At 59.7% G+C, this 21,433-nt stretch carries 16 protein-coding genes; 6 read left to right on the top strand and 10 right to left on the bottom strand.

What is annotated here, in order from left to right; all coding sequences use genetic code 11:
• The first annotated feature begins 768 nt into the window (after positions 1–768).
• From U1A24_RS16205 to U1A24_RS16190, 4 genes are all read left to right on the top strand, one after another.
• Positions 769–1,878 carry an AAA family ATPase gene (locus U1A24_RS16205; protein ID WP_322323019.1) on the top strand — a complete coding sequence of 370 codons (1,110 nt, stop codon included), beginning with the start codon at positions 769–771 and terminating at the stop codon, positions 1,876–1,878.
• A 43-nt stretch (positions 1,879–1,921) separates the two neighbouring features.
• Positions 1,922–2,395, top strand: a complete 474-nt coding sequence (locus U1A24_RS16200; RefSeq protein WP_322323018.1) for a DUF6634 family protein — start codon at positions 1,922–1,924, stop codon at positions 2,393–2,395.
• A gap of 249 nt (positions 2,396–2,644) precedes the next feature.
• Positions 2,645–3,553 carry a metallophosphoesterase gene (locus tag U1A24_RS16195; RefSeq protein WP_322323017.1) on the top strand — a complete coding sequence of 303 codons (909 nt, stop codon included), beginning with the start codon at positions 2,645–2,647 and terminating at the stop codon, positions 3,551–3,553.
• On the top strand, positions 3,546–4,148 hold the full coding sequence (locus U1A24_RS16190) for a DUF6634 family protein (RefSeq protein WP_322323016.1): 603 nt from the start codon (positions 3,546–3,548) through the stop codon (positions 4,146–4,148). The genes U1A24_RS16195 and U1A24_RS16190 overlap by 8 nt, the downstream gene beginning before the upstream one ends.
• Before the next feature lie 376 nt (positions 4,149–4,524).
• On the opposite strand, the gene U1A24_RS16185 is transcribed toward U1A24_RS16190, so the two are convergent.
• The 4 genes from U1A24_RS16185 to U1A24_RS16170 form a co-directional block, all read right to left on the bottom strand.
• Positions 4,525–4,731 carry a hypothetical protein gene (locus U1A24_RS16185; protein ID WP_322323015.1) on the bottom strand — a complete coding sequence of 69 codons (207 nt, stop codon included), beginning with the start codon at positions 4,729–4,731 and terminating at the stop codon, positions 4,525–4,527.
• 106 nt (positions 4,732–4,837) lie between these two features.
• A complete protein-coding gene (locus U1A24_RS16180; protein WP_322323014.1) occupies positions 4,838–5,434 on the bottom strand; it encodes an Isoquinoline 1-oxidoreductase subunit in 597 nt (198 codons plus the stop codon).
• Between the two features lie 11 nt (positions 5,435–5,445).
• Entirely contained in the window at positions 5,446–7,602 is a 2,157-nt protein-coding gene (locus U1A24_RS16175; RefSeq protein WP_322323013.1) for a xanthine dehydrogenase family protein molybdopterin-binding subunit, read from the bottom strand.
• Positions 7,603–7,605: 3 nt separating this feature from the next.
• A complete protein-coding gene (locus tag U1A24_RS16170; RefSeq protein WP_322323012.1) occupies positions 7,606–8,064 on the bottom strand; it encodes a (2Fe-2S)-binding protein in 459 nt (152 codons plus the stop codon).
• A 303-nt stretch (positions 8,065–8,367) separates the two neighbouring features.
• Between U1A24_RS16170 and U1A24_RS16165 the strand changes: the two genes are divergently transcribed.
• Together U1A24_RS16165 and U1A24_RS16160 are read left to right on the top strand one after the other, a co-directional pair.
• Complete coding sequence (locus U1A24_RS16165; protein WP_322323011.1) at positions 8,368–9,753, top strand: amidase family protein; 1,386 nt, start codon at positions 8,368–8,370, stop codon at positions 9,751–9,753.
• A 312-nt stretch (positions 9,754–10,065) separates the two neighbouring features.
• Entirely contained in the window at positions 10,066–10,899 is an 834-nt protein-coding gene (locus tag U1A24_RS16160) for an OST-HTH/LOTUS domain-containing protein (protein WP_322323010.1), read from the top strand.
• Positions 10,900–10,950: 51 nt separating this feature from the next.
• On the opposite strand, the gene U1A24_RS16155 is transcribed toward U1A24_RS16160, so the two are convergent.
• The 6 genes from U1A24_RS16155 to U1A24_RS16130 form a co-directional block, all read right to left on the bottom strand.
• Positions 10,951–13,089 (bottom strand): hypothetical protein, encoded by a 2,139-nt coding sequence (locus U1A24_RS16155; protein WP_322323009.1) that lies wholly within the window; start codon positions 13,087–13,089, stop codon positions 10,951–10,953.
• Between the two features lie 222 nt (positions 13,090–13,311).
• Positions 13,312–13,890: a metallophosphoesterase gene (locus U1A24_RS16150; RefSeq protein WP_322323008.1), complete on the bottom strand. Its 579-nt coding sequence runs from the start codon at positions 13,888–13,890 to the stop codon at positions 13,312–13,314.
• Between the two features lie 75 nt (positions 13,891–13,965).
• A complete protein-coding gene (locus U1A24_RS16145; RefSeq protein ID WP_322323007.1) occupies positions 13,966–17,085 on the bottom strand; it encodes a DEAD/DEAH box helicase in 3,120 nt (1,039 codons plus the stop codon).
• Between the two features lie 2 nt (positions 17,086–17,087).
• Positions 17,088–18,398, bottom strand: a complete 1,311-nt coding sequence (locus U1A24_RS16140; RefSeq protein ID WP_322323006.1) for an EH signature domain-containing protein — start codon at positions 18,396–18,398, stop codon at positions 17,088–17,090.
• The gene (locus tag U1A24_RS16135; RefSeq protein WP_322323005.1) at positions 18,395–19,363 is read right to left on the bottom strand and encodes an OmpA/MotB family protein; all 969 of its coding nucleotides are present in this window, start codon (positions 19,361–19,363) and stop codon (positions 18,395–18,397) included. Before U1A24_RS16135 ends, U1A24_RS16140 begins: the two co-directional genes overlap by 4 nt.
• Positions 19,363–21,330: a hypothetical protein gene (locus U1A24_RS16130; protein WP_322323004.1), complete on the bottom strand. Its 1,968-nt coding sequence runs from the start codon at positions 21,328–21,330 to the stop codon at positions 19,363–19,365. Before U1A24_RS16130 ends, U1A24_RS16135 begins: the two co-directional genes overlap by 1 nt.
• Between the last annotated feature and the right edge of the window lie 103 nt (positions 21,331–21,433).

The following is a 21,433-nucleotide window of genomic DNA, read 5'->3' as shown; positions in this document are numbered from 1 at the left end:
AGCCATACCCGCAAGGGTTTGCGCAGCGCCCTACACAAAGAAGTATGCGTGAAAGCTGAATCCCCCTACTAAAATAGCTTGCCTCGCGTGGAGATAAATCAAATCGAAAATAATGATTAGAATTTATATTTTCGCATTCTATCGCTCGCCTTGAATGAAGATTTGGAAAAAGTAGCCCCAAGCACCGCACATTTCTCCTGATCTTCTTAACGGGAAAAGTAGATAAATTCTTATTTTTTTCGCATGTTATCAATGCCATAGCATAAAAATAAAGTGCTGGACTCTTTCGCCGCCTGCCCTTACTCATAAATGGAATCAGGCCGATAGCAGGAGGTGAGATGGACTGGCTTTCTCAGTTTAAATTATGATCAATGGCACCAATTTTTGCCCTAGAACTGCCCTTGGGATTCAACGCCAATGTATATTTGCGCACAGACCTTTTGATAGGTGAATCCGTCCAGCATGAAATACGCCATTTCAAGGTCGTAGCTCTTGCCTGGGATACTTACATGCACCCAGAATATTGTCCGCCCCGGGCGCTGCCCGACACCTACTAATCCTACTTGCCGCGGCACCCATGGCACCAATGCCTCCCGAAGATCTGTTCCACATCAAACGGGCTCACCTGACCGCGCCGGAACGGTTGGACCTGCCGGCAGTGCTTTAAGAAGCGGCTGGCTGCCTTTTTGGCTCTGACCTTCCGAACCATTCCTTCTGACGCGGCCGGGCCTTCCTGTCCGACGGCATCATCATGCCCGGAGTTTCACTATGACTATAATCCCCTTTATTGAGGCCCGTTTCTTCGATCCCAAAGAAGATCGCTTCTCTCTTGAAGATCGCTTCATCCGCTACTTGCGAAATGTGCGGCGCAAAAAAATGCCGCCGGAACGCCTAGTTCATTTTGAGGGTGGGGACGATGTCGACAGCAGCTCGGACGCGGGCATTCTGCCGAGCATTTCTTTGAGCGATGTGGACGAAACGCGCATCCGGCGCCGAGCCGAACGCATTATCGAGCGTCGCAAGTCGACCTCGGGATTGGAGCATCTGAAGAAGGAGGATCGCGCGCGGCTTGAGCTTCTGAAAGCGGGGGTTAGCGTGATCTCGATACCTAACGAACATCGCGCCGATGAGCTTGCGGCGGCACTGCACGAGGATATGCCGTGGATGGCCCCGGCCACAGATGTGGTGTGGCGCGCCATGCGTCGGTCCGTGCAGGAGGGCTGGCCGGGTCTCGAGATTCCGCCACTCCTGCTCAACGACCCACCCGGGATTGGCAAAAGCCGATGGGCGCGGCGGCTCGGAGAACTGCTGTCTGTGCCGACCACAGTGATTGAAGCTACCACCGAGAACGCGAGTTTCGGCCTCGTCGGATCACAACGCGGCTGGGGCAGTGCTTTCCCTGGGCGCCTGATTGAGACTGTGCTGCAAGGCCGGATCGCCAACCCGGTGATCGTGATCGACGAGGTGGAAAAGGCGGGCCAAGCCATATCCACGAAAGACCACATCTTCGGGCTGGCCGAGGCACTATTGCCGCTGTTGGAGCCGCTGACTTCTGAGCATTGGAGCTGCCCTTACTATCAAGTTAAGTTCAATATGAGCTACGTAGCGTGGGTCCTGACCTCGAACACCTGCGATCTGTTGCCCGCTCCCCTGCTGAGCCGCTGCCCGCCAATTCGGCTGCGGCACCTCACCCGCGCGGAGTTGACGCAATTCGTGCGGCGCGAGGGTATGAGGCGGGTCCTGTCCGATATCGCTATAGAGACCATCGCCGAAGTGTTGGCCCATCCATCCGTGCTCGGACATAACCCCAGCCTACGTCTCGCCGCTCGCATGCTGCAGCGCGCCGCCGATTTTGAGCGTGCACCGCTGCTACACTGAACCGCGGTGTTCCCTCTCATCCCCTCAATCCGGAGTTAAGCATATGACACTGCCCCCAGATCTGCGCGCTTGGCTAGAAAAGATTCTGGCCTCCTTCGCCACCGCGGAAGCGGGTCCAACGGAAGCGGATCTCGCCGCTGCGCCGACACTTGATAACTGGCGTCCGTTCGTATCCAAGCGCGGCGGTGTTATCTTGTGGGGCATGGTAAGTGGCCATCCGAGACTTAGCATTGGCCCCATGACCACCTCACAGCTGCTTTGGATTTGCCGCGACGAACAATGGGCGCGCACCGCGTCGAGGTGGTATCGACTTGGACAGCCCTTTGCTGAATTTGAGGCGGAACTCGCACATAGTCTTGGAGCATCAGGCACGCCCGCAGCGTTCATGCAATTTGAACTGGACGGCTTTGAGCCGGTCGATGATGCTGATCTGCTGGCCAAGTTCATGACGACCTATATCACCAAGGTTCGTGCATTTGTTGCCGAAGATCGCGCCGCTTGTGATGAGGGTCGCTGACATGCATGTTTTGGTTTCGTCTGATTGGCACCTTGATCTGTGCCAGCACTCCGGCATCGATCCGATCGCAGGCCTGGGGCCACTCTTCGATAGGTTGGACGCTCTAATTATTGGCGGAGATCTCGCCAACAACCCAGCCCGTAATTGGCCGGATCCCGTCGATGGCGGTCGCCCTTGGCGCTAGGCCATCTCGATCAAAGCAGTTTCCAATCGCCGGGTTGATCCCTGCACCAAAAAGGAAGGCGGCCAATGACCCCGCTCACCATCCCGTATCGCACGGGGCAGATCATCGTTTTGGCGGATTTGCATTTTGACCACTACGTCCGCCAAAACCGCGATCCGTTCTCGGCGCATGATTTACACGTCAGACTGAATTGGGATGTCGATGCCCTGATCATCGCGGGTGACCTTGTCGATGCCTTGGCGCAGAATTGGCCGAGGGGTCTCGGATTTCTGAAGCGGTATGTGCCCGTGCAAAAGATCTACATCATGCCCGGCAACCATGATTATTACGGCCATCGGCTGGATGCTGACACCGATTTTCAAGCGTGCATCGAAGCGTCAGGCGCGCATTTCGTGCAAAAATGCCTGCTGCTGCATGGCGTAACCCGGATTTTGGCCTGCACGCTTTGGACGGACTTTGACCTTCTGGGCACGCCAAGGCGGTCAATGGCCTTGGCACGACGCGGGATGCGCGACTATTCCGCGATCGGCAAAATCGACCCTTCGCAAGAACTGCTTCAACTGGATGAGGTCATCCGTCCTCGCGAGCTTGATATCACGCCGCAAGACACGCTCGATCTTCACCATGACCAGCGGGCTTGGCTGGAAGCCATGCTTGCCCAGCCGCATTTTGCCGGCCAGCAGGGGCAAACCGTGGTGATCACGCATCATGGACCGCATCCCGTTGCCGCGGAGCCGATAGGCGAACTTAGCCCGGCATTTTATTCCGATCTCAAAGCGCTCATCCTGCGCCATCAGCCTGACATTTGGTTTTTTGGCCATTCGCATCACCGCTTCCGCGGCACGGTCGGGCGCACCGATCTGCGCAATGTTGGGATCGGATATCCCGGTGAGCGACAACCTGACCGCTCTCTGTATCTGGAAGACATCTGCACCATAACCTCTGACCCTTTCAAAAGAGACACCGATGACTGATGCTGAATACCTTGATTTTCTGCGCACCCTAAATCTGCCGCCGATCACGGAGGATGGAGTGCCAATCGCCATTCGATTTGCGGATGTGCCACCGGTTCTGCAAAAGGCGTTTGACACCTTTATGTTCGGTGCCGCTTGCCCCGTCATCGCGGGTGAACGCTGTGTGTGGACGCAGGATTGGCAGCTATTTCTCAGTCAAGAAAAGAGCCGCCTCCAAAACGGCGCGTGGAAAATCGCCCTGATCGAAAGCCAAGCCGGGCCCACGGCGGCCGATCTTGCAACCGCCCCAACGCTCTCAAATTGGATTGTCGCGCGTGATCGGTATTTTGGCGGTGCGGTCCTGCTGGGCACCCCTTCCGGTCATCCATTGCTCCAAAGCCCCCTGATCGCCACCTCGCGGCTTTGTGGATTGGATCAAGGCCTCACTTGGGCGCGCACCGGGTCCCGCTGGTATCGCCTTGGGGAGATGTCAGATTTTGAAACCCTCAAGGCATCCTATCCAGTTAAACTGCGTGATTGGGCCGACGTTGCGCTGACGGTCATGGAGGCCCGAAAAATCATCAAAGAAGATTTTGACGCGGCGGGGCTGCGCTGACGCGCTGTGATCTTGTCAACAACAACTACAGGATGTGGCCCATGGCGCATTGGTATGCGTTCGATCCGCACTTTGATCCTCCCCATAAGGTCAGCTATGCGGACGTAGCTACGCTTTGCTACTTTAGAGTTGGAACAAGCTGTGTGTGGCCTGATCGACATGAGGGGCGGAGAGCCGCCTGACGGCGGAGCAGCGTGGCTCTTGCAGCGACACCTGAAAAGCGGGCATTCACGCAAGGCGCGGCTAAGCTGGAGCTTGATGACAGAAAACGGGTGGAGAGCAAGCTGACCGCGCTGCGGCATAGCGACCGCAGCAGTTGGTCAAACTGGACGTTCGTTCATCCTGCAGCATTCTCGGACTTGGATCGACTGGCAGGTCAGAGGGAGAGATCAGCTTGATGGTGCCGCAACAATGCAAATGCAGGATCACCCGATAGCCTGATGATAAAAGCAAAGCCACGATAGGTTTCTCCGAATTCAGCACAGAAGGGACAGTTCTCTGCCGTAATAGGTTTGCCCTCACGCACAGCGAGGCTGGCCCACTGAGCCGCATTCTCGTAGTTGCGGCCCTTGGCTTTCAACATATCTGCCACCAAGAACTAGGTAATTTTGCTCACGCCAACGGCATGTTCTAACATGTCTAGCAACCCAGTGAAGCGGCGCGGCGTGGCGCGCAGCCATGGTCGCGCTTTATTGTGGACAGGCTGATCCGGTATCAATCCATGCGCGGGTCAATGCGGCGAATTCGGCCTGACTGCCGGGCGCGGGTGTGCGGCCTTCGCCGGGTTCCCAGCCCCAGCCGACCAGCCCATCAGTGGCGTTGTGCTTATACAAAGCCTCAAGATCGCGATTGCCGTTACGCGCGGGGTCTTTGAGCTGAACGCAGATCTCTGACAGGCTTAGCCCCTGCCAACCCATCGACAGCGGGGCGAGCGCCCATGGCTCGTGGCCGGGAATACTGCCCGGCCCGGTGGCAAAGCTGACGTTCTCGCTGCCGTGGCAGGTGCTGCAATTCATGCCGGGTGCGCCGAAATCAGCCTCGCCCCGCACGACGGGCGGCATGTGGGGGTGCATATCGTCGCCCTGCGTCGGGCCGCCGGTGACGGGGTGGCAATTCAGGCAGCGCGGGCTTTGCAGAACCTTGCCCATTTCTTCAAACAGCGCGGCAGACCGCGCGGTTTGATCGGTGATGCCGTCGAAAGCCGCTGGCGGTTGCAGCGTTTCCTGTGCGGTGGCAGGTGCTGCCACCATCAGCAGGACCGCAAGGGCGCGAAAAGAGGTTTTCATGCTGTGTCCTTTCACGCGACTGCGGCTGCAAATGGCAATTGATAGATGGCTTTGCCGGTCAGCGCGCGCCAGGCATTCGCCAAGGCCGGGGCCAGCGGTGGCACGCCGGGCTCGCCCACTCCGGTCGGGTCGGCGGTGCTGGCGATGACCTCGACCTGCACGGCGGGCATTTCGTGAATGCGCAGCATCCGGTAGCTGTCGAAGTTGCCCTGTGCCACGGTGCCGCCGGGTTCCAGCGTGATCTCGTTGAACAGCGCGGTGCCAAGGGCATAGCCGATGCCACCCTCCATCTGCGCCCGTATGATGTTGGGGTTCACCGCCACCCCACAATCAACGGCGCACCACACGCGGGTGACTTTGGGAAAGCCGTTCTGATCCTCGACTTCAACGATTTCCGCCACATAGGTGCCAAAGCTTTTCGCCATCGCGATGCCATAGCCCTTGCCGTTGGCGGTGCGCGCCGTCCACCTAGCCAGTTTTGCCACCGCTTCGATGACGCCGCGTTCGCGGGTCGCTTCGGGGGTCAGCAGATCAAGCCGGCCTTGCACCGGGTCTTTTCCGGCCTTTTCAAGCAGTTCGTCCAGAAACACCTCGACCGCGTAGGCAGTGTGGGTGTGGCCGACCGAACGCCACCACAGCACCGGCACAGGGCTTTGCGCCTGCGCCCAGCCGATCCGGTGTGCGCCCACCTTGTAAGGCAGCGCATAGGCGCCTTCATAAGACGTGCTGTCCATGCCGTCTTTCATCATCGCAGCCATCGGAGTGCCTGCCATGATCGACTGGTTGGCGATGGTGTTTTCCCAGCCAACCAAGGCACCATCCGCATCCAGACCCGCCTTCATGCGGTGGACGGTTATCGGGCGGTAGTAGCCGCCGCGCAGATCGTCTTCGCGCGTCCAGACCAGTTTGAAACAGCCATCCCGGCCCGCAGCCTTGGCGATTTCGGCGACCTCTGCCGCCAGATGGGCAGAGCCTTGCGCGCGGCGGCCAAACGAGCCGCCAGCCAGCAGCACGTTGATTGAGACATCTTCCGGCTTCAACCCGAGCGCCGCAGCGGCGGTGGGCTTGTCAAAGGTTGGGAACTGGCTGCCGAACCACATCTCGGCCTTCCCGGCCTTGACCTCGATCACCGCATCAAGCGGCTCCATCGGGGCGTGGGCGAGATAGGGAAAGCGGAACTCGGCCTCGTGCAGCGTGGCGGCGGATGACAGGGCGGCAAGATCGCCGCTTTCTTCCACGACGCGGCCACCGGTTTTGGCCTCGGTGGACAGCATGTCGTAAAGCTCGGACGAGCTGCGGGTTTCGGCCTTGCTGTCATCCCAAGTGATGCTTAGGGCATCGCGGCCCTTCATCGCAGCGAAGGTGCTGGTCGCATAAACCGCAACGCCGCTGGAAATCTGCCGCACCATTTCCACGCCCGGAATGGCCAGCGCGGCCTTGTCGTCAAGGCTGGCCACCGTTGCGCCGAATTTCGGCGGATGCGCCACCAGCACGGTCAGCATGCCGTCGCGGTAGACATCCATGGTGAATTGCGCCGTGCCGTTTGATTTGGCGACAGTGTCCAGTCGCGGGCGGTCGGTGCCGATCAGCGTGAAGGCAGAGGGGTCTTTCACCGGCGGATCGGCGGGCATCTCCATCGTCGCGGCGGCTTGCGACAGCGCGCCAAAGCCCGAGGATTTGCCGCTGGCCGCGTGTCCGATCACACCCTTTGACACGGTGATTTCGCTCGCAGGCACGCCCCATTCGGCGGCGGCGGCGGCGATCAGCATCGCCCGCGCGGTGGCGCCTGCCTTGCGCATCTGCATGTAGCTGTTGGCCATGGCGGTGGACCCGCCGGTGCCCTGCGCGCCAAAGGCGAGGTTTGCATAAAGCGCGTCATTTCCGGGCGCGGCTTCGGCGCGCATTTGCGCCCAATCGGCGTCGAGTTCTTCGGCCACCAGCGTGGAAAGCCCGGTATAGGGGCCTTGGCCCATCTCGATATGCTTGATCAACACCGTTACAGTGTCATCGGTGCCGATGCGGATAAAGGCGTTTGGCGCAAAGGGGGCAGCCGTTTCAGCCATCGCCCGACCACGTGCCAGTGGAAGCATCAGGGCCAAGGTCAGCCCCGCACCGCCTGCCAGAAAACCGCGCCGCGTCGCCTTGAAGCCATTCGTTTGCGTGGTCATGGCTTAACCCTCGAGTGTTTTGGCAGCGGTGTGGATCGCTTCACGGATGCGGACATAGGTGGCGCAGCGGCAGACATTGCCTGCCATCGCGTTGTCGATATCCTCATCCGTGGGGCTGGGGACCATTTGCAGCAACGCCGTCGCGGACATCACCTGGCCTGACTGACACCAGCCACATTGCGGCACGTCAATTCCGGCCCAGGCGGCCTGCACGGCGGTCACTTCGGGGCCCTGCATCCCCTCGATCGTGGTGACTTCGCTGCCCTCCACCGTCGAAATCGGCGTGATGCAAGACCGGCGCGGCATCCCATCCAGCATCACCGTGCAGGCACCACATTGGGCAACCCCGCAGCCAAATTTCGTCCCCGTCAGGCGCAATTCGTCGCGCAAGACCCAGAGCAGCGGTGTGTCGGGATCAAGATCAACCGTCACCTCTTTGCCGTTCACGGTCAGAGTGGTCATGCCTAGCCTCCAGCTGGGTAGAGTGTGGTGTTATCAACACATCGAAATGAGCAGCCGTCGATGCTTGGCACGAATGTTGGCCATTGTTGCTCTAACTATCTTGGGCAGATCCGGTTCCGCATGGTTGGAAATAACTTTCTACATTTGACAGGGCAGCGATTTGGTGTTGCACGATGCCGACGCAAGGTCGCTTGTTGCCTGCATCCTCCTGCAACGAATGATTATCGCACTTCGGTTCGGCTGCCATCTTGCCCATGCCACCTCGGCATCAAAAGCAGTCGCTGCCCCTAACGGAAAGATCACATGACCGAACTTTGGAAACTGACTGCAAGCGAAATTGCGCCTTTGATTGCGGCGCGGCAGATTTCCGCAATGGAAGCGGTCGCTTCGGTGCTGGAGCGGATCGAGGCTGTGAACCCCGCACTCAACAGCATTGTGCAGCGAATGGATGAGCAAGCCCTTGCAGAGGCACAAGCCGTCGATAACGCTCTGGCCCGTGGTGAGGCTGCGGGGCCGCTGACTGGCGTTGCGGTGACGATCAAGGTGAACGTCGATCAGGCTGGCTTTGCCACCACAAACGGTTTGCGCAGCCAGGCGGGGTTAGTGGCAGAGGCTGACAGCCCCGTGGTCGCCAACCTGCGCAAGGCCGGTGCGATTGTCGTGGGTCGCACGAACACCCCCGCCTTTTCCTTGCGATGGTTCACGCGGAACAGCCTGCACGGTGCCACCACAAATCCGCGCGATCCAGCCCTTACACCCGGGGGGTCTTCGGGTGGGGCTGGTGCTGCGGTGGCATCTGGCATGGGGGCGATTGGCCATGGCACGGATATTGCAGGATCAATCCGATACCCCGCCTACGCCTGCGGCGTGCACGGCCTGCGCCCTTCGCTGGGGCGGGTTCCTGCCTTCAACCCGACGGCCGGAGATCGCTTGATCGGGGGGCAGTTGATGGCGGTGTCCGGGCCATTGGCGCGCTCTATCCCTGATCTGCGACTGGCGTTGGCTGCAATGGCCGCGCGCGACATGCGAGACCCGTGGTGGCAGCCGATGCCGTTGTGCGGGGCGGATGTGCCACGCAAGGTCGCTTATGTTGAGGCGCCCGATGGGATGCAGCTGGTGCAACCGATCCGCGATGCGCTGCGTGTCGCAGCAGCCAAACTCAGCGACGCGGGCTATCAGGTTGAAGAGGTCACACCGCCGCCCTTGCGCGAGGCGCGCGACATGCAGTTGCGGCTCTGGATGGCAGAGTTCAGACAGGATGGCACAGCGGCGTTGCGCGCCGAAAACGACCCGGATGCGAATTTCGTCTATGCACAGATGACCCGCCATTGCCCCGAGATGGATCTGCCCGGCATGATGGCGACATTGAAGGCGCGTGCGCGCCTGACCCGGCTTTGGCGGACCTTCCTAGCGGAGTGGCCGCTGATGCTGTGCCCGGTGTCGGGTGCGTTGCCGTTCCCTGATGGTCAGGATGTCGCGTCGCCCGCAGGCTTTGATGCGGTGCTGGAGGCGCAGCTGACCATGATCACCATCCCCTTCATGGGCTTGCCGGGGTTGAGCGTGGCCGTTGCCCCTGTGGGGTCAACGCCGGTTGGAGTGCAACTTGTGGCCGATCAGTTTCGCGAAGACCTGCTGCTCGCGGCTGGCGAAGTGCTGGCACCGGAACCCGTTGGACTGGCGATGGCGTAGCGAAAGCGAAGCGTGCACCGGTGCACTCGTGTGCACGAAGGCTTTGGCTCCGGTGGGCAAACAGTTGGCCCCGGATCACCACTCTCTCTTGGCTTTGACTGGATCTATCCACTGTGGCTGCTTCACGGTGATGTGCAGAGACGTGCTAAGGTGTCAAATGTCCGCTCCGGACCGAAAAGCTTGATGCGCCCCTCAGCAACAGTAGGTTCTCGCAAATGCTGCTGCTGGCCATGTAAGAGCTGAACAGTGCCCCGTTGATCGAAGGTGCACCTTCGGGCAATGTGCGTAAGACGACGGATCAAGGGAAGCAAGATGACACCGGAGGGGACCGCCCTGTCTGCGCAGCGTGGGGATGTCGAAAGGCTCTACGGGCACTGTGTTTTACTACTGCAAGCCTTTGAGCTCAATCTGAAGGCCGTCGTCGCAACGCACCGGTTCTCTGGCGCCATCGGGACATTCGAGGTCGGCTTGGCAAGGCGGTTCAACGAAACCCGGCGGAAGACCATGGGCTCTCTGGTTGGCGAAATGCTGGGATCCGTTCTCGCGCCCTCAGGACAGGAAGGCCTCCCTGACACGGAGGACAACACACCCGGAACCAGTGTCGCTTTTTCACGACAGATCGTTCTCCCCACCGAGGCGTTTTCGCGGATCGAGGGCGAGCACCGCGATCTGGTCGCTCTACGGAATTCCTTGGTCCACAATTTTCTCGAGGAACACGACCTCCGTAGCGTGAAGGGCTGCCTCATGGCGCAGCAAGCCTTGGCATCCGTCATTTATCGTGTCAAACGCGCCGACGACCAACTTGCGGAATGGACAACGGACTGGGCACGGGTCGGCGAGATCTTGACCGAAAAGCTTAACTCGCCAAAGATCCGCGACTGGATCATCACCGGCAGAATTCCTTGGCCCTCCACAATAATCGTGCAGGCTTTGCTGGACGCAGCCACGGAGCTGGCACCGGGTGGCTGGGCGTCTGTAAAAACCGCTGCGGCCTTAGTCGCCCGTCGCCACCCCGACGAGCGACCCGAGAATTATGGATGTCGGACATGGCGACAAGTCATTCATAAATCTGGCCTCTTCAATTTGCGGTCAGTCAAGATAGATGGACGCGGCCACGCACGCTACCGCGCGCGACCCAAGATCTGAACTGTCGTGAGGCGCCGCGAACTCTGGCATCGCGCCGATAGGCCGTGCAAGTCAACCACGCCGGGGAATTGACTGGGTAAGGGTAGTGATCTTCTCACCGACTTGCCGCAGCGATGCCATGGTTGAGGGTTTTGCTTCGATCAGCGATGTCAGTTGCCTGCGTGCTGCAAGAACGTCCGGATCCGCCATCCCAATTGCAGAGGCGTGGATTAATAGCTCAATTGCGTCACGGAGCGTCGAAACTGGCCCGTATCCATCCAGAATCTCCCAAACGTGTATCACGTCATCGGCCATGCGCCTGTCGAGCCAGCTGATCAACTCTATGGGCATGGTCTGGGAGGAATCTCTCAAACGGAACTGGCGTTCCAGCATCATATCCAGCCGCCGGTTACCGGCATTCACAAGGGCGCGTCGGAGGCGCCCAGCCGTCTCCATGACCGACGCATGCCAAGGGTTCCGGATTGCCCTGTCGAGTAGACCGTGAAGCTGGCTTGTCCCGAAAAGCGCTGCAATACCCACGACAGGCCCAATCACCAGCGCGCCCGCGGGGCCAATCATGAGCAAGCCCACGAAAGCGCCGCCAATTTGGCCAACTGACGACAGGCCACCCCGGACGGCAAGATCAAGAACCAGCCAGGCAGGCAATTCCTCGATAGGGATTTCTCCGGCCCAAGCCTTGCTCGCCGCACGCGCGCTTCCAACGATCACGGCATAGACCGGCACGACGCCCTGGCCCAATGCTTCGGCAGCGCTCAGTGACCTATCAAGGATGCTTTGCACGTGGCCGAGATCGAAGCCCTCGACCGAACTCACCAGTTGCGCCCATGCTTCACCTGACGCTTCAGCCATTCTGGCAAGGTCAGCGTCGGCAATCACGGGGATATCAGGATACCTCGAAAAGTGCTCGTGCAGCAGCGACAGGCTCGCTCCACATTTTACCTGCACGGCGTTGCCATCCACAAGCAGATCATATCCCGGCATCGTGCTGCTGGCGGCGAGTTCGACGATGTGTCCTTGCTCGACCAGGCTGGCCATAACCAGTTGTTCAGCCGTATAGCCTCGAACTGCGATCTGTGCGCCCGCTGCGGCGAAAGATTCCACGTGTGCCGCCAGATCCAGCGGGCTGTCGAGCTCGAGCAATCGAGAGAAATCAGCCGCCTTCAGCACCGCCGGGTCAATTGCTGCGGCATGGTAAAGCATGTCGCCGGCGGTCAATCCTGCAACTACGCCGACGTCCAGGTCCGTGGGCAACGCCGCCCGCTTTATCGGGATGCCCCAAGTTCCTGGAGCTGACGATGCTGGCGATGGAATCTCGCCAGACAGCCGACGTTCGATCTGGCGTCCACGTAAGATCAGTCCGTCACGCGCATTTCGGCTCATGTGGCTCAACTCCGCCTCGGTGAGGCGATGGCCACGGCGAAGCACACTCGCCAGAGCGGCAATTCCGGTGTCTTGATCTTGCAGCCCCCTCACCGCCAGAAGAATTGCAACCCGAGCAGCTGCCGTCTCTCTCGCCGATACGCTCTGCCCTTTGATGGCCCAATAGCCCAAGGCAGCGGTGCCGGCGACGACGGTCACTGGGTTGGTCATGACGGCAAGGAAGGAAACCAGCGCGGGACCGCTGACAAAGGGAATAACCGCCGAAAGCTGCGCTGCGGCAATGAAGGGCGCGAAGCCCGCTGATCCCACGGCCGAGGCGAAAGCGGCCCAACCGCCAGCAGCGACGGCCACGGTGGATATTGCTGTCCGGCCTTTTTGAATAGCCGCGGCGACCTCAGGGTCGACAGTTCCGCTGAGATCGGCCTGGCTCAATTTGTCCATCAGTGCCTTGAGTTCAGCGGCGGCGACATCCTGAAAGCTGACATTCTCATCACGAGAACTGCGCAGACCTTTGGGAAGCACCCTCAAAAGCTTCCGACCGAATTTTATCGCGGTGCTGGTGTCCTCGCCAGCAGCAGTCACACGCGCCGCAAGGACAGAGGGCTTCAATAACTCGGCTGCGCGCACACCAAGTGCAGCCGCTGCGCTTTTGATACCGCGCAGCGAAAGGGGGATGCGATCCGGAAGCCCAAGATTTTGTGAAACCTCGAACCAAAGCTGGAGTCTAAGCGCGTCGGTCGAGCGGGCTGTATTCAGCAAAGCACTGCTTATCTGCGCCAGGCGGTCAATTTCCGGTGCCTGCGTTTTCATGAGTTTGGACTGAGTTGCTACTGCGAGGCCTTTGAGTATCTCTGTGGCTCCTGATACCTCGAGGAGCGCCAATAGGCCGCATATCTCACGACGGTCGGCCAGCCCGATTCCAGCAGCTATGTTTGCAGGCGAAATATTAGCGCTCGCTGTAAGGTTTTCCATGATTCATCTATCTTTCCCCGTTTTCGCTTTAAATGTAGCGTATCGAAACATTTCGCGGCCTCATCCCAAAGAAATTGTTGGACCATCGACCGTCACTCCTGGCTCTACCTCATCCCAGTGCGCATTTACCGGCAGTAATTTAGCCCGATCCAACACTTCGGACAGCGTCACGGGCCGGAAATCGAAGACATCGACTCCAACGTTGACGCTGTTGCGTGACCCACGCCAATTTTGGTGAACATGACCGAACATTTGGATGGCGCCGTGCCGGGCACCTGGAAAAGTCAGCATCGGATAATGAGAAAGCGACACCCTCCTACCGTCAATCTTGATTTCTTTGAAGTCGTCTATGCTCTCCCAGCCCAATTCCTTGACCCACGGCAGATCGTGATTGCCCAGGATCAAATGTTTCTTGCCCGGGATGCGGCGGAAGATATCTCGCACTACATCGCGCCCGCCGTCTGCGGTTTTGGCAATCGCAAAATCCCCCAATACCCATAGATCATCGCCTGATAAAACGCGGGCAACGCAAGCATCTAGCATATGGGCGTTCATCTCCGCTACGTCGGAGAACGGTCGCCCACAGGAAGGGATGACATTGAAGTGACCAAAATGACAATCGGCGGTAAACCATTGCATCATAGCAATCTTTCTTAAAGCTCGGCGAGCACTTTAGGCAAGTCCGTGTCAGTCGCTCCGGGGAGATTCGGCAATTTAAACATAACTCCAAGCTCCGTGTTGGTCCGCACCAGCAACCTCTATGCCATCGCGCTCAAATAATGCTGCCATGGACGTTCCGATCACATCACCGCTTGCAGCTACCACCGCTCCTTGAAGCATCTTTTGAAGCTGCGACACGTCGCCATCGTCGTCGCCCATCGGCCAAAGGGCTGCACTGGCCAGACGCCGTTTGCGTTGCATCAGGCTTTGCAAAAGCAAATCAAACGATTGCGCGCGATAGCCCGCATGAATGGCCAGCGGAACATGAACCGTCACGGGTCGAGTTTGGCCGATGCGGTGAACGCGGTCGTTGCATTGCTCTTCCACCGCCGGGTTCCACCACCGCGAAAGGTGAATCACATGCGTGGCGGCTGTCAGCGTCAACCCCGTGCCCGCCGCTTTCGGTCCCAGCACCAGCAAATCAAAGCCGCCGTCCTGATCGAGATGGCGTTGAAAACGGTTCACGATGGCCTGACGTTTGGTGATCGGGGTGGCGCCATTGATCAGATCAATCTTCGCCATCCCAAACTCGGCCTTGGCCAGTTCGATGAAGCGATACTGCATTTGCAGGCTTTCGATGAAGACCAGCGCCCGCTCACCGCGGCTTTGGATCCGGCGCAAGATGTCGAAAGTGGCTGACAGACGCCCGGAGGCCGCGATGAACGCGGCGGGCTCTGACGGCTCGGCCAGCGCCGGATGCACCGAGACGCTGCGGATATGGTGCAGCATCTTCAACGCCGCCCCCATACCACCGCTGGAAAGCTTCACCCGCGCTTCTTCATAGTGGTCGGCTTGCAGCTTGGGCATGGCACGCGGATGCAGCAAGCGCGATTTGGCGGGCAGATCGCGGGCGACGGTCTCCTTCAGCCTGCGCAACGCCAGCGGGGGGGCGCTGCCATTCGGGCGGAAGGTGCGGGCGTAAAGTTCGGCCATATTGCTCTCATCCGGCACCGCATAACTCTTGCGGAAATCGCGCAACGATCCCAGCGCGCCGGGGGCAATTTGGTCCATGATCGCCCAGAGATCCGTGGTGCTGTTCTCAATCGGCGTTCCGGTGAGGCCGATGCGGAAATCGGCGTTCATCGCGCGGCCGGCATTGGCGGCCAATGTGCCGGGATTTTTGATGTTTTGAATCTCATCAAACACCGCCACGGCGAAAGGGATGCGGGCCAGTGAGTGCTGGTAGTTGCTAAGCGTGGTATAGGTGGTCAGCACCCATGTCAGATGGCCCGCACCCTGATCAATCGCGCGGGTGATGTCGGAGAAATCCAAGCGCGCCTCGCCGCTTTCAGTATCACGCCCCCGCGCCCCTGCCAATTTGCGCCCTGCCGTCGCCGATCCATAAAGCCGGATCAGATGGCCCAGTCCGGGCGCTGCGACATGGCGCTTCACCTCTTGCTCCCAGTTTTCCAACAGCGAGGTGGGGGCGACCACCAGCATCGGCCCACGTTTGGGGCTGCGCTTCATATGTTCGTTCAGCCAGACCAGAAAGCTGATGGTTTGCAAGGTCTTGCCCAAACCCGGTTCATCCGCGTTCAGCACGCCGGGCAGCCCCACCTTCCATGCCTCAATCTGCCAGCCTAGGCTTTCAACCTGATGATCTTTCAATCTGGTGCGGATACTGGATGGCACGACCACCGCCATATCAGAGTGACGCGGTTTCAGCTTTGCATGCCACGTCACATCATCAAAGTTCTCGGCGGTTTTCAGAACAACCGGGCCATCCGGTTCGTCAACGACATCGTCTTCGGGCGGCGCTTCGGCGGCATGACGCTCTGCCAGCCGTGCATCCAAAAGTTGCAGGGTCAGCGGCGTGGCGGGCAGCGGCATGCCTTCAAAGTCAATTTCTGGCGGGGCAGTCTCGGCACCACTGTCGCGGCGGAGCGCCTCTGCATCATCCGCCACCACCTGAACATGGTCCCGCAGAGCCTGCAAATCGGGCGTCGGCAGTTCCGTCAGACGCTCTAGCAATTCCGCCGAAAAAGTTTCCGGCAGCCAAGTCGTGCCGCTGGGGTCAAAATCCTTGAGAGGGTTGCCGCGATAAACCTCGACCCCCATCACCCGGTCGGAAAACTGAGTGTATTCCTCGGTTTCCACAAACGCCGTTCCAGCGGCGGCCTCGACGGCTTCTTCTTGGGCAGCAGGCGGCAATTCGTCAAATCCGCCCTGCCCGCGCAACCGTGCCTCAACCGCATCGGTGATCCGCGCACGGGGGTTGCGGATGAAGGCACGGCGCTCTTCAGAGCTGGCGCGCTGCATCTCGGCCATGACCTGCAACGCAGGGGCAGCACTGCGATCCACCACCAGAAAGCGGCCCGGTCCCAAGCGAAACGCATTCAACGCGCCACGTTCGCGGACCCGGCGCTGAAACTGCTGCAAGTCAGCCCCCACCAATTCGGCCATCGACTCGGCGGGTTGCTGATTGTCGCCCAGACGGTCAGACGAGAACGGCACCACCTCAAAATCATCGCCCGTCGCATCGGGCGAGATCGACAAACGGTCAGTCAGCGAAACTTCTAGCCCCTGCAGAAAATCGGTCATCGAGCCACGGGCGGCATCATTGTCGCCCGCCATCGTCACGCCGGGTTCCAACGCTTTGCGAAACCGCGCCAACGCCTCCCAATGGGCGGCGTCATCGGTCGAGGCGGTGAAATCCTCGGCCACAACAACCGCGTCCAGCATCCACAACGGCAGACGCTGCGGGCCGCGGTCGGTTTCCAAAATCGCCCCCGCCCGACGCGGCATTCGCTGCTGTCCCGCACGCAACCATTGATAGCGCAGGCGGAACCCGGAGCTGCCGAGAACGCCTTCAGCATCGGTGCGCAGGGTCAAATCGGTCAACGGTGGTAGGCCAAGCGCTGTGGCGGCCTCAGCATCTAAACTTGCGGCCAGACGGTGCGAGAGCGTGATGCGGTCGCCAACAATCTCTAGCGGCTCGTCGAGCGTTTCCGCCAATGTGCGCAGATCGGCCAATGCGAAGGCCAGACGGCGGTCTGTGGGCGTCAGGCGGTCAAGATCCGGTGCTTTGCCGGGCATCAAGCGCCCCAACAGCCCGCTGCGGGCAGGAAGCAGGCGTAAAGCGATGGCATCGGGGGAATAGGTGAATTCGAACATGGTCAGAAATTCCTCATCACTTTACCTTGCCAGCCACCCAAGTGAACCTGCTTCCACAGCACCGGCTTTTTTTCCCTGATGTCAGACACATCGTAGCGCGGCTGATACAATTTCGGCGCGCCAGAACTCCGCGCGTCGAAAGCGTGGACCATGAAGTTGTAAGTGCCCTCAATCACGATCTTATCGCCGATCCGCATGAACAGCAGCGACTTATCCCTATCGCCAACCTGCCGCCCAAAGCGTCGCGCGCCTTGGCGGGCATCCGGGGGCAGTTTCGCAATTGCTGCGCGATGGCCAGCCTCGTTAAACGCAATCCAAACTTCGTCAATTCGGCCCTGTTCGTGCAGTGTCCACCAGAAATCTTCTCGATCCGCCCACATGTGATTGCGTTCCACTTCAGTCAAGACGCGGAACAGAAAGCGAATATCTGCGCCCATCAGCCAGCGCAGAAAAACCGCCTCCATCGCCGGATCTACCTCGTTCCACGCGGCATGGCGCCCGACGCGCGGGTGGCCGTAATTCTCGGTCAGGCGGTCGATCAGCAGGGCCATGATCTCTTTGGGTGGTTGTCGCTGCATCCACGGGCGCATCATCGCGGTGATCGCGGCCCCTGCCCCGACATTGCGCACCGTCTGCGCATCAGGTTTCAGCCAGCCCAGCAAGCGGTCGATCTCGGCACGTTGGTCCAGGCGGGGTGCGATCCGCGCGAGGTAAGCCAAATGCGCCGCATCCATCAGGCCCGGCGCGTGGGGTTGACGCAGGCCAATCGCACGTAGCCCGTGCCAAGGATCGTCCATCGCCTCCATCCGTGCCGCGATGCTGCGCGGGGCGGTATCAGCATCAAAGAGGTCAGGGATATTTTCCAGCAGCACCTGCCAGCGCGGGCCAGTCCGGCTGCGCGCCGCTGCCAAAGCGCGGGCCAGCGCGCGGGTATGTTCGGCCCCCGGCGCATAGCTTTCCATATAAATCCGCACCATCGGATTCAGGAACCCCGCCTTAGTAGATGCTACGATCTCAGCCAGCAGAAACTGCCGCACTTGGGCCAGATCGGACCTCTCACGATACTTGGCAGCGAATGCGAGGCCCGCAACCCGGGTCGCAAAGCTCAGCGGCACCTTGTGCCAGTCATCGGCCAGAATACGGCGCAGCATTTCTGCAAGCAGTTTTTCGGCCTCATGCTCTGGCGGCGTGGCCGGGGCATCATATCGGTCGATGATCCGCTGGATGGATCGCTGGATCAGGGCGAAAGACGGCGCTGTTGGCGCCGAGAGCGGGCGCGGCGCTGCAAGACGCTCTGATAGCGGAATGGTCATGGCGCAACCGTGGCATTTAAGGCCGCGCGCACGGTTTCGATTTCTTCCGACCTGCTTGGCACATACATGATGATGCGCAGGTCAATCCGGCGGTTGGCGGCCTTATCCTGAACAGTATCATTGGATTTGATCGGGCGCATCCGACCATAGCCCGCCACTGACAACACTGGCTGATTGCGGAAGTTCAAGTGCTGAACCAGCCCCGGCTCTTGTTCGGTCATAGTGCGGAACGTGTCGTTGGCTCGCGCGGTGGACAGAACGAGGTTTGAAAAGTCCTGCCCATCGCCATCGGTGTGTCCCTCTATCTGCACCGCCTCGATCAAAGCATGGCCGGGATTGCAGCCATCCGACCAACGCGAGCCTGTTCCCAGCGTATAGCAGGGCAACAATTCTTCCAGCCGCGATGCCACCGCGCGCACAAAGACGACGCGATCTGGCCGCAACACAGCCGAGCCTGATCGGAACAACCCATCGCCCTGAAAGCGCAGTGCATCGGATTCTTCGCTTAGGATCACATCCAACTCGGGGAAGTCAATCATGATACGATCGCGCAGTGTCTCCAGAATCCTTCTTCGCTCGGCAAGGCTACGATTAATATAGGTTTCCAGCGGATCAGGCGCTTTAAGTTGGGCTATTTCGGCCTCCAACTGCACGATCTTCTCGCGTAGTTCGGTGACGGTCGCGCGGGTCTGATCCAGTTCTTGCCGCAGGGCCACGTTGATCGTCTCCTGAAGCTTCAGTTTCTCCTCAAGCGCTCTGAGTTGTTGGAGCAAGGCATCGCGCTCGGCAATGACGGACTTATGCACGGGAAGCGGCACGCTGGTCGACGGATCATACTGGCTGGCAAAAAATGCCAGCAGCAGGATGACGATGAACAAAAACCCCACGGTCATATCGGTCATCGAGACGAAGGCGGATTCCTCTTCGTCATCGTCATGCCTACGCCGGATCACCCCGCCGCGCATTATCGGCGCACCTGCTGCGGTTGAAATTCTTGCAGCCCATCAAGAATGGTCTGCAATGTCGCCAAGGCAGCATTCAGACCCTTGGACATTTCTTCTACATGGCTGCGCACCGATTGCATCGCCTGTTCGGTCTGATTGGTGTAAAGATCAAAGGCCGTTCCCAGCTTTTGATCAATGGTGTCCATCCGATCACCCTGCCCGCGCATCCGCCCCAGCATGTCAGTGACCGCGGCCAAGGAGGCATCAATGCCACGTCGCTCGGCTGCCAGTGTCTCGCGTGCTGTGGCAAGTGTCTGGGCGGCACTTTCTGCCGTCGCCCGCGCGCTTTGGGTGACGGTGGCAACGGCATCCCTTGTGCCATCGGCCATTTGGCGCAAGGCATCCTCGATGCGTTCCGAGGTTGCCCGCACCGGGCCCGCCGCCGCCACCAGATCTTGCGATGCGCCACGGAAACTGCCCGCAGCCTCGGCCCCGGCTTTGGCACCATCGCGCACACCATCCACAAGGCGGCGCATCTCGGTTGCACTATCTGCCAGTGCGGTCACCATATCTTCCAGTTGATCGGCGATTGCCCCGATCGGTTGCACCAGATCCGCCCCGGCTTTGGCTGACAACTCCTCGGTCAAGCGCGCAATATCGCCGCCTGCCTTGCCAAAAGCCGCCATCATCGAGTGGCCTGCGGCGCCGATGGCGACCCCGGCCTCATCCCCCGCGACCTGCATCCGCGCCCGCGCCGCATCTGCCCCCGATTGCGCCGCACTTTCCATGTCGCTGCGCATTGCACCTGCGGCATCGCGCATATCTGTCGCCGCAGACGAGATCGCCCTCGCACCTTCAGAGGTATTGTCGCGGATGCCCTCCAGTGTCTGGTTCATCACCGCCAAAAGCTGCTCGGCACCTTGAGTAAACGCCCCCGAAGTGCTTTGCGCCGTGTTGGCCATCGCCCCGCGCAGATCATCCACTGCTTGCGCCACCCGAGCGACCGCGGTTTCCATCTCGGTTCCCATCCGCCCCGAGGATTGATCCATCCGATCCGCAAGCTGGCCAATCTTGTCACCCGCTGTGGCCAAACGTTCACTCGCCGCCGTCAAGGCATTGCCGACACCCGAGGAAAGTTGCTGCGAAATATCCGCCGCCATCGTTGACATGCTGTCCGAGCCCTGCTGGCTGACTTTATCCAGCAAAGGCTGCATCGCGTTGCTGATTGACGTTGAAATCGCCAACGGCAGCTCGTTTTTCAACGGTCCCCCGATTTCCGCGATCATCTGAAGCGTCAGCTGGCGATGATGCTCGCGGTCTTCCACCATCGCGGCTAACTGGCGCATGCCAATTTCTTCAAGGCTGGCAAAGGTCAGCTGCTTTTCCAAGACCCGGCACAGCTTGTGCAAAGTGTGATCCAAAGCCCCGGTGCGCTTGCGCAACAAGATGGTCAGCACAATCGAACAAAATAGACCAGTCAGCGACATAATGAACTTGGCCGAGGCGATGCCGAGCAACCGCTTCATCGTTTCATCGTCGATGCGGTCGCCTTGTGACATCTCTGTCAGTGCCGCGATCAGGCCAAGAAAGGTCAGAGCGAGGCCAACCGATACGAACACACCGGGCAACACGCGATAAATGCCGGGGCCGAAATGCAGATCATCAAGATTGAAAAACGCAGCCGGGCGCACGGCATTGCGCAATAGAGGTGCGCCTTGGGTCTCATCAATGAACAGCGTCTCATTGAACTCATGCCAAGCGTCCGACAACGACTCGGTGGCGATGCCGTTGGGTTGACCGATAAACCAAGCCGAGATCGTCTCACGCCCCTGAAGCAACGAGCTGCCAGCCTCTGGCTTTGCCAGCTTGGCGGTCAGGCGGTTCACAGCATTGATACGTCTTTGGAAAGTCGCGTAGGCCAATGCCCCGCAGATCAGGGCCACCAAGCCGATTGCCAGAACCACGAGCCCCGGAAAAGCATCGCCCACCAAAAGGGAAGCAAAGGCAAGAATGTGGTCTTTAACAAAAATACCTAAAACAATAAAATCTGGCATGTGGTCCTGTCTAATTTTGGCGCATTTCATTCGTGCA

The sequence above is a fragment of the Cypionkella sp. genome, assembly GCF_034376685.1.
Classification (GTDB): domain Bacteria; phylum Pseudomonadota; class Alphaproteobacteria; order Rhodobacterales; family Rhodobacteraceae; genus Cypionkella.
Note: the sequence above shows the minus strand (reverse complement) of the source record. Positions and strands in the feature narration are given on the sequence as shown.

What these genes read in the sequence shown, in the direction of transcription:
- U1A24_RS16200 (WP_322323018.1), top strand. Translation starts at nt 1,922, where the DNA reads ATGACACTGCCCCCAGATCTGCGCGCTTGGCTAGAAAAGATTCTGGCC.
- U1A24_RS16170 (WP_322323012.1), bottom strand. Translation starts at nt 8,064, where the DNA reads ATGACCACTCTGACCGTGAACGGCAAAGAGGTGACGGTTGATCTTGAT.
- U1A24_RS16150 (WP_322323008.1), bottom strand. Translation starts at nt 13,890, where the DNA reads ATGCAATGGTTTACCGCCGATTGTCATTTTGGTCACTTCAATGTCATC.
- U1A24_RS16165 (WP_322323011.1), top strand. Translation starts at nt 8,368, where the DNA reads ATGACCGAACTTTGGAAACTGACTGCAAGCGAAATTGCGCCTTTGATT.
- U1A24_RS16160 (WP_322323010.1), top strand. Translation starts at nt 10,066, where the DNA reads ATGACACCGGAGGGGACCGCCCTGTCTGCGCAGCGTGGGGATGTCGAA.
- U1A24_RS16175 (WP_322323013.1), bottom strand. Translation starts at nt 7,602, where the DNA reads ATGACCACGCAAACGAATGGCTTCAAGGCGACGCGGCGCGGTTTTCTG.
- U1A24_RS16205 (WP_322323019.1), top strand. Translation starts at nt 769, where the DNA reads ATGACTATAATCCCCTTTATTGAGGCCCGTTTCTTCGATCCCAAAGAA.
- U1A24_RS16135 (WP_322323005.1), bottom strand. Translation starts at nt 19,363, where the DNA reads ATGCGCGGCGGGGTGATCCGGCGTAGGCATGACGATGACGAAGAGGAA.
- U1A24_RS16185 (WP_322323015.1), bottom strand. Translation starts at nt 4,731, where the DNA reads ATGTTGAAAGCCAAGGGCCGCAACTACGAGAATGCGGCTCAGTGGGCC.
- U1A24_RS16195 (WP_322323017.1), top strand. Translation starts at nt 2,645, where the DNA reads ATGACCCCGCTCACCATCCCGTATCGCACGGGGCAGATCATCGTTTTG.
- U1A24_RS16145 (WP_322323007.1), bottom strand. Translation starts at nt 17,085, where the DNA reads ATGTTCGAATTCACCTATTCCCCCGATGCCATCGCTTTACGCCTGCTT.
- U1A24_RS16140 (WP_322323006.1), bottom strand. Translation starts at nt 18,398, where the DNA reads ATGACCATTCCGCTATCAGAGCGTCTTGCAGCGCCGCGCCCGCTCTCG.
- U1A24_RS16180 (WP_322323014.1), bottom strand. Translation starts at nt 5,434, where the DNA reads ATGAAAACCTCTTTTCGCGCCCTTGCGGTCCTGCTGATGGTGGCAGCA.
- U1A24_RS16190 (WP_322323016.1), top strand. Translation starts at nt 3,546, where the DNA reads ATGACTGATGCTGAATACCTTGATTTTCTGCGCACCCTAAATCTGCCG.
- U1A24_RS16155 (WP_322323009.1), bottom strand. Translation starts at nt 13,089, where the DNA reads ATGAAAACGCAGGCACCGGAAATTGACCGCCTGGCGCAGATAAGCAGT.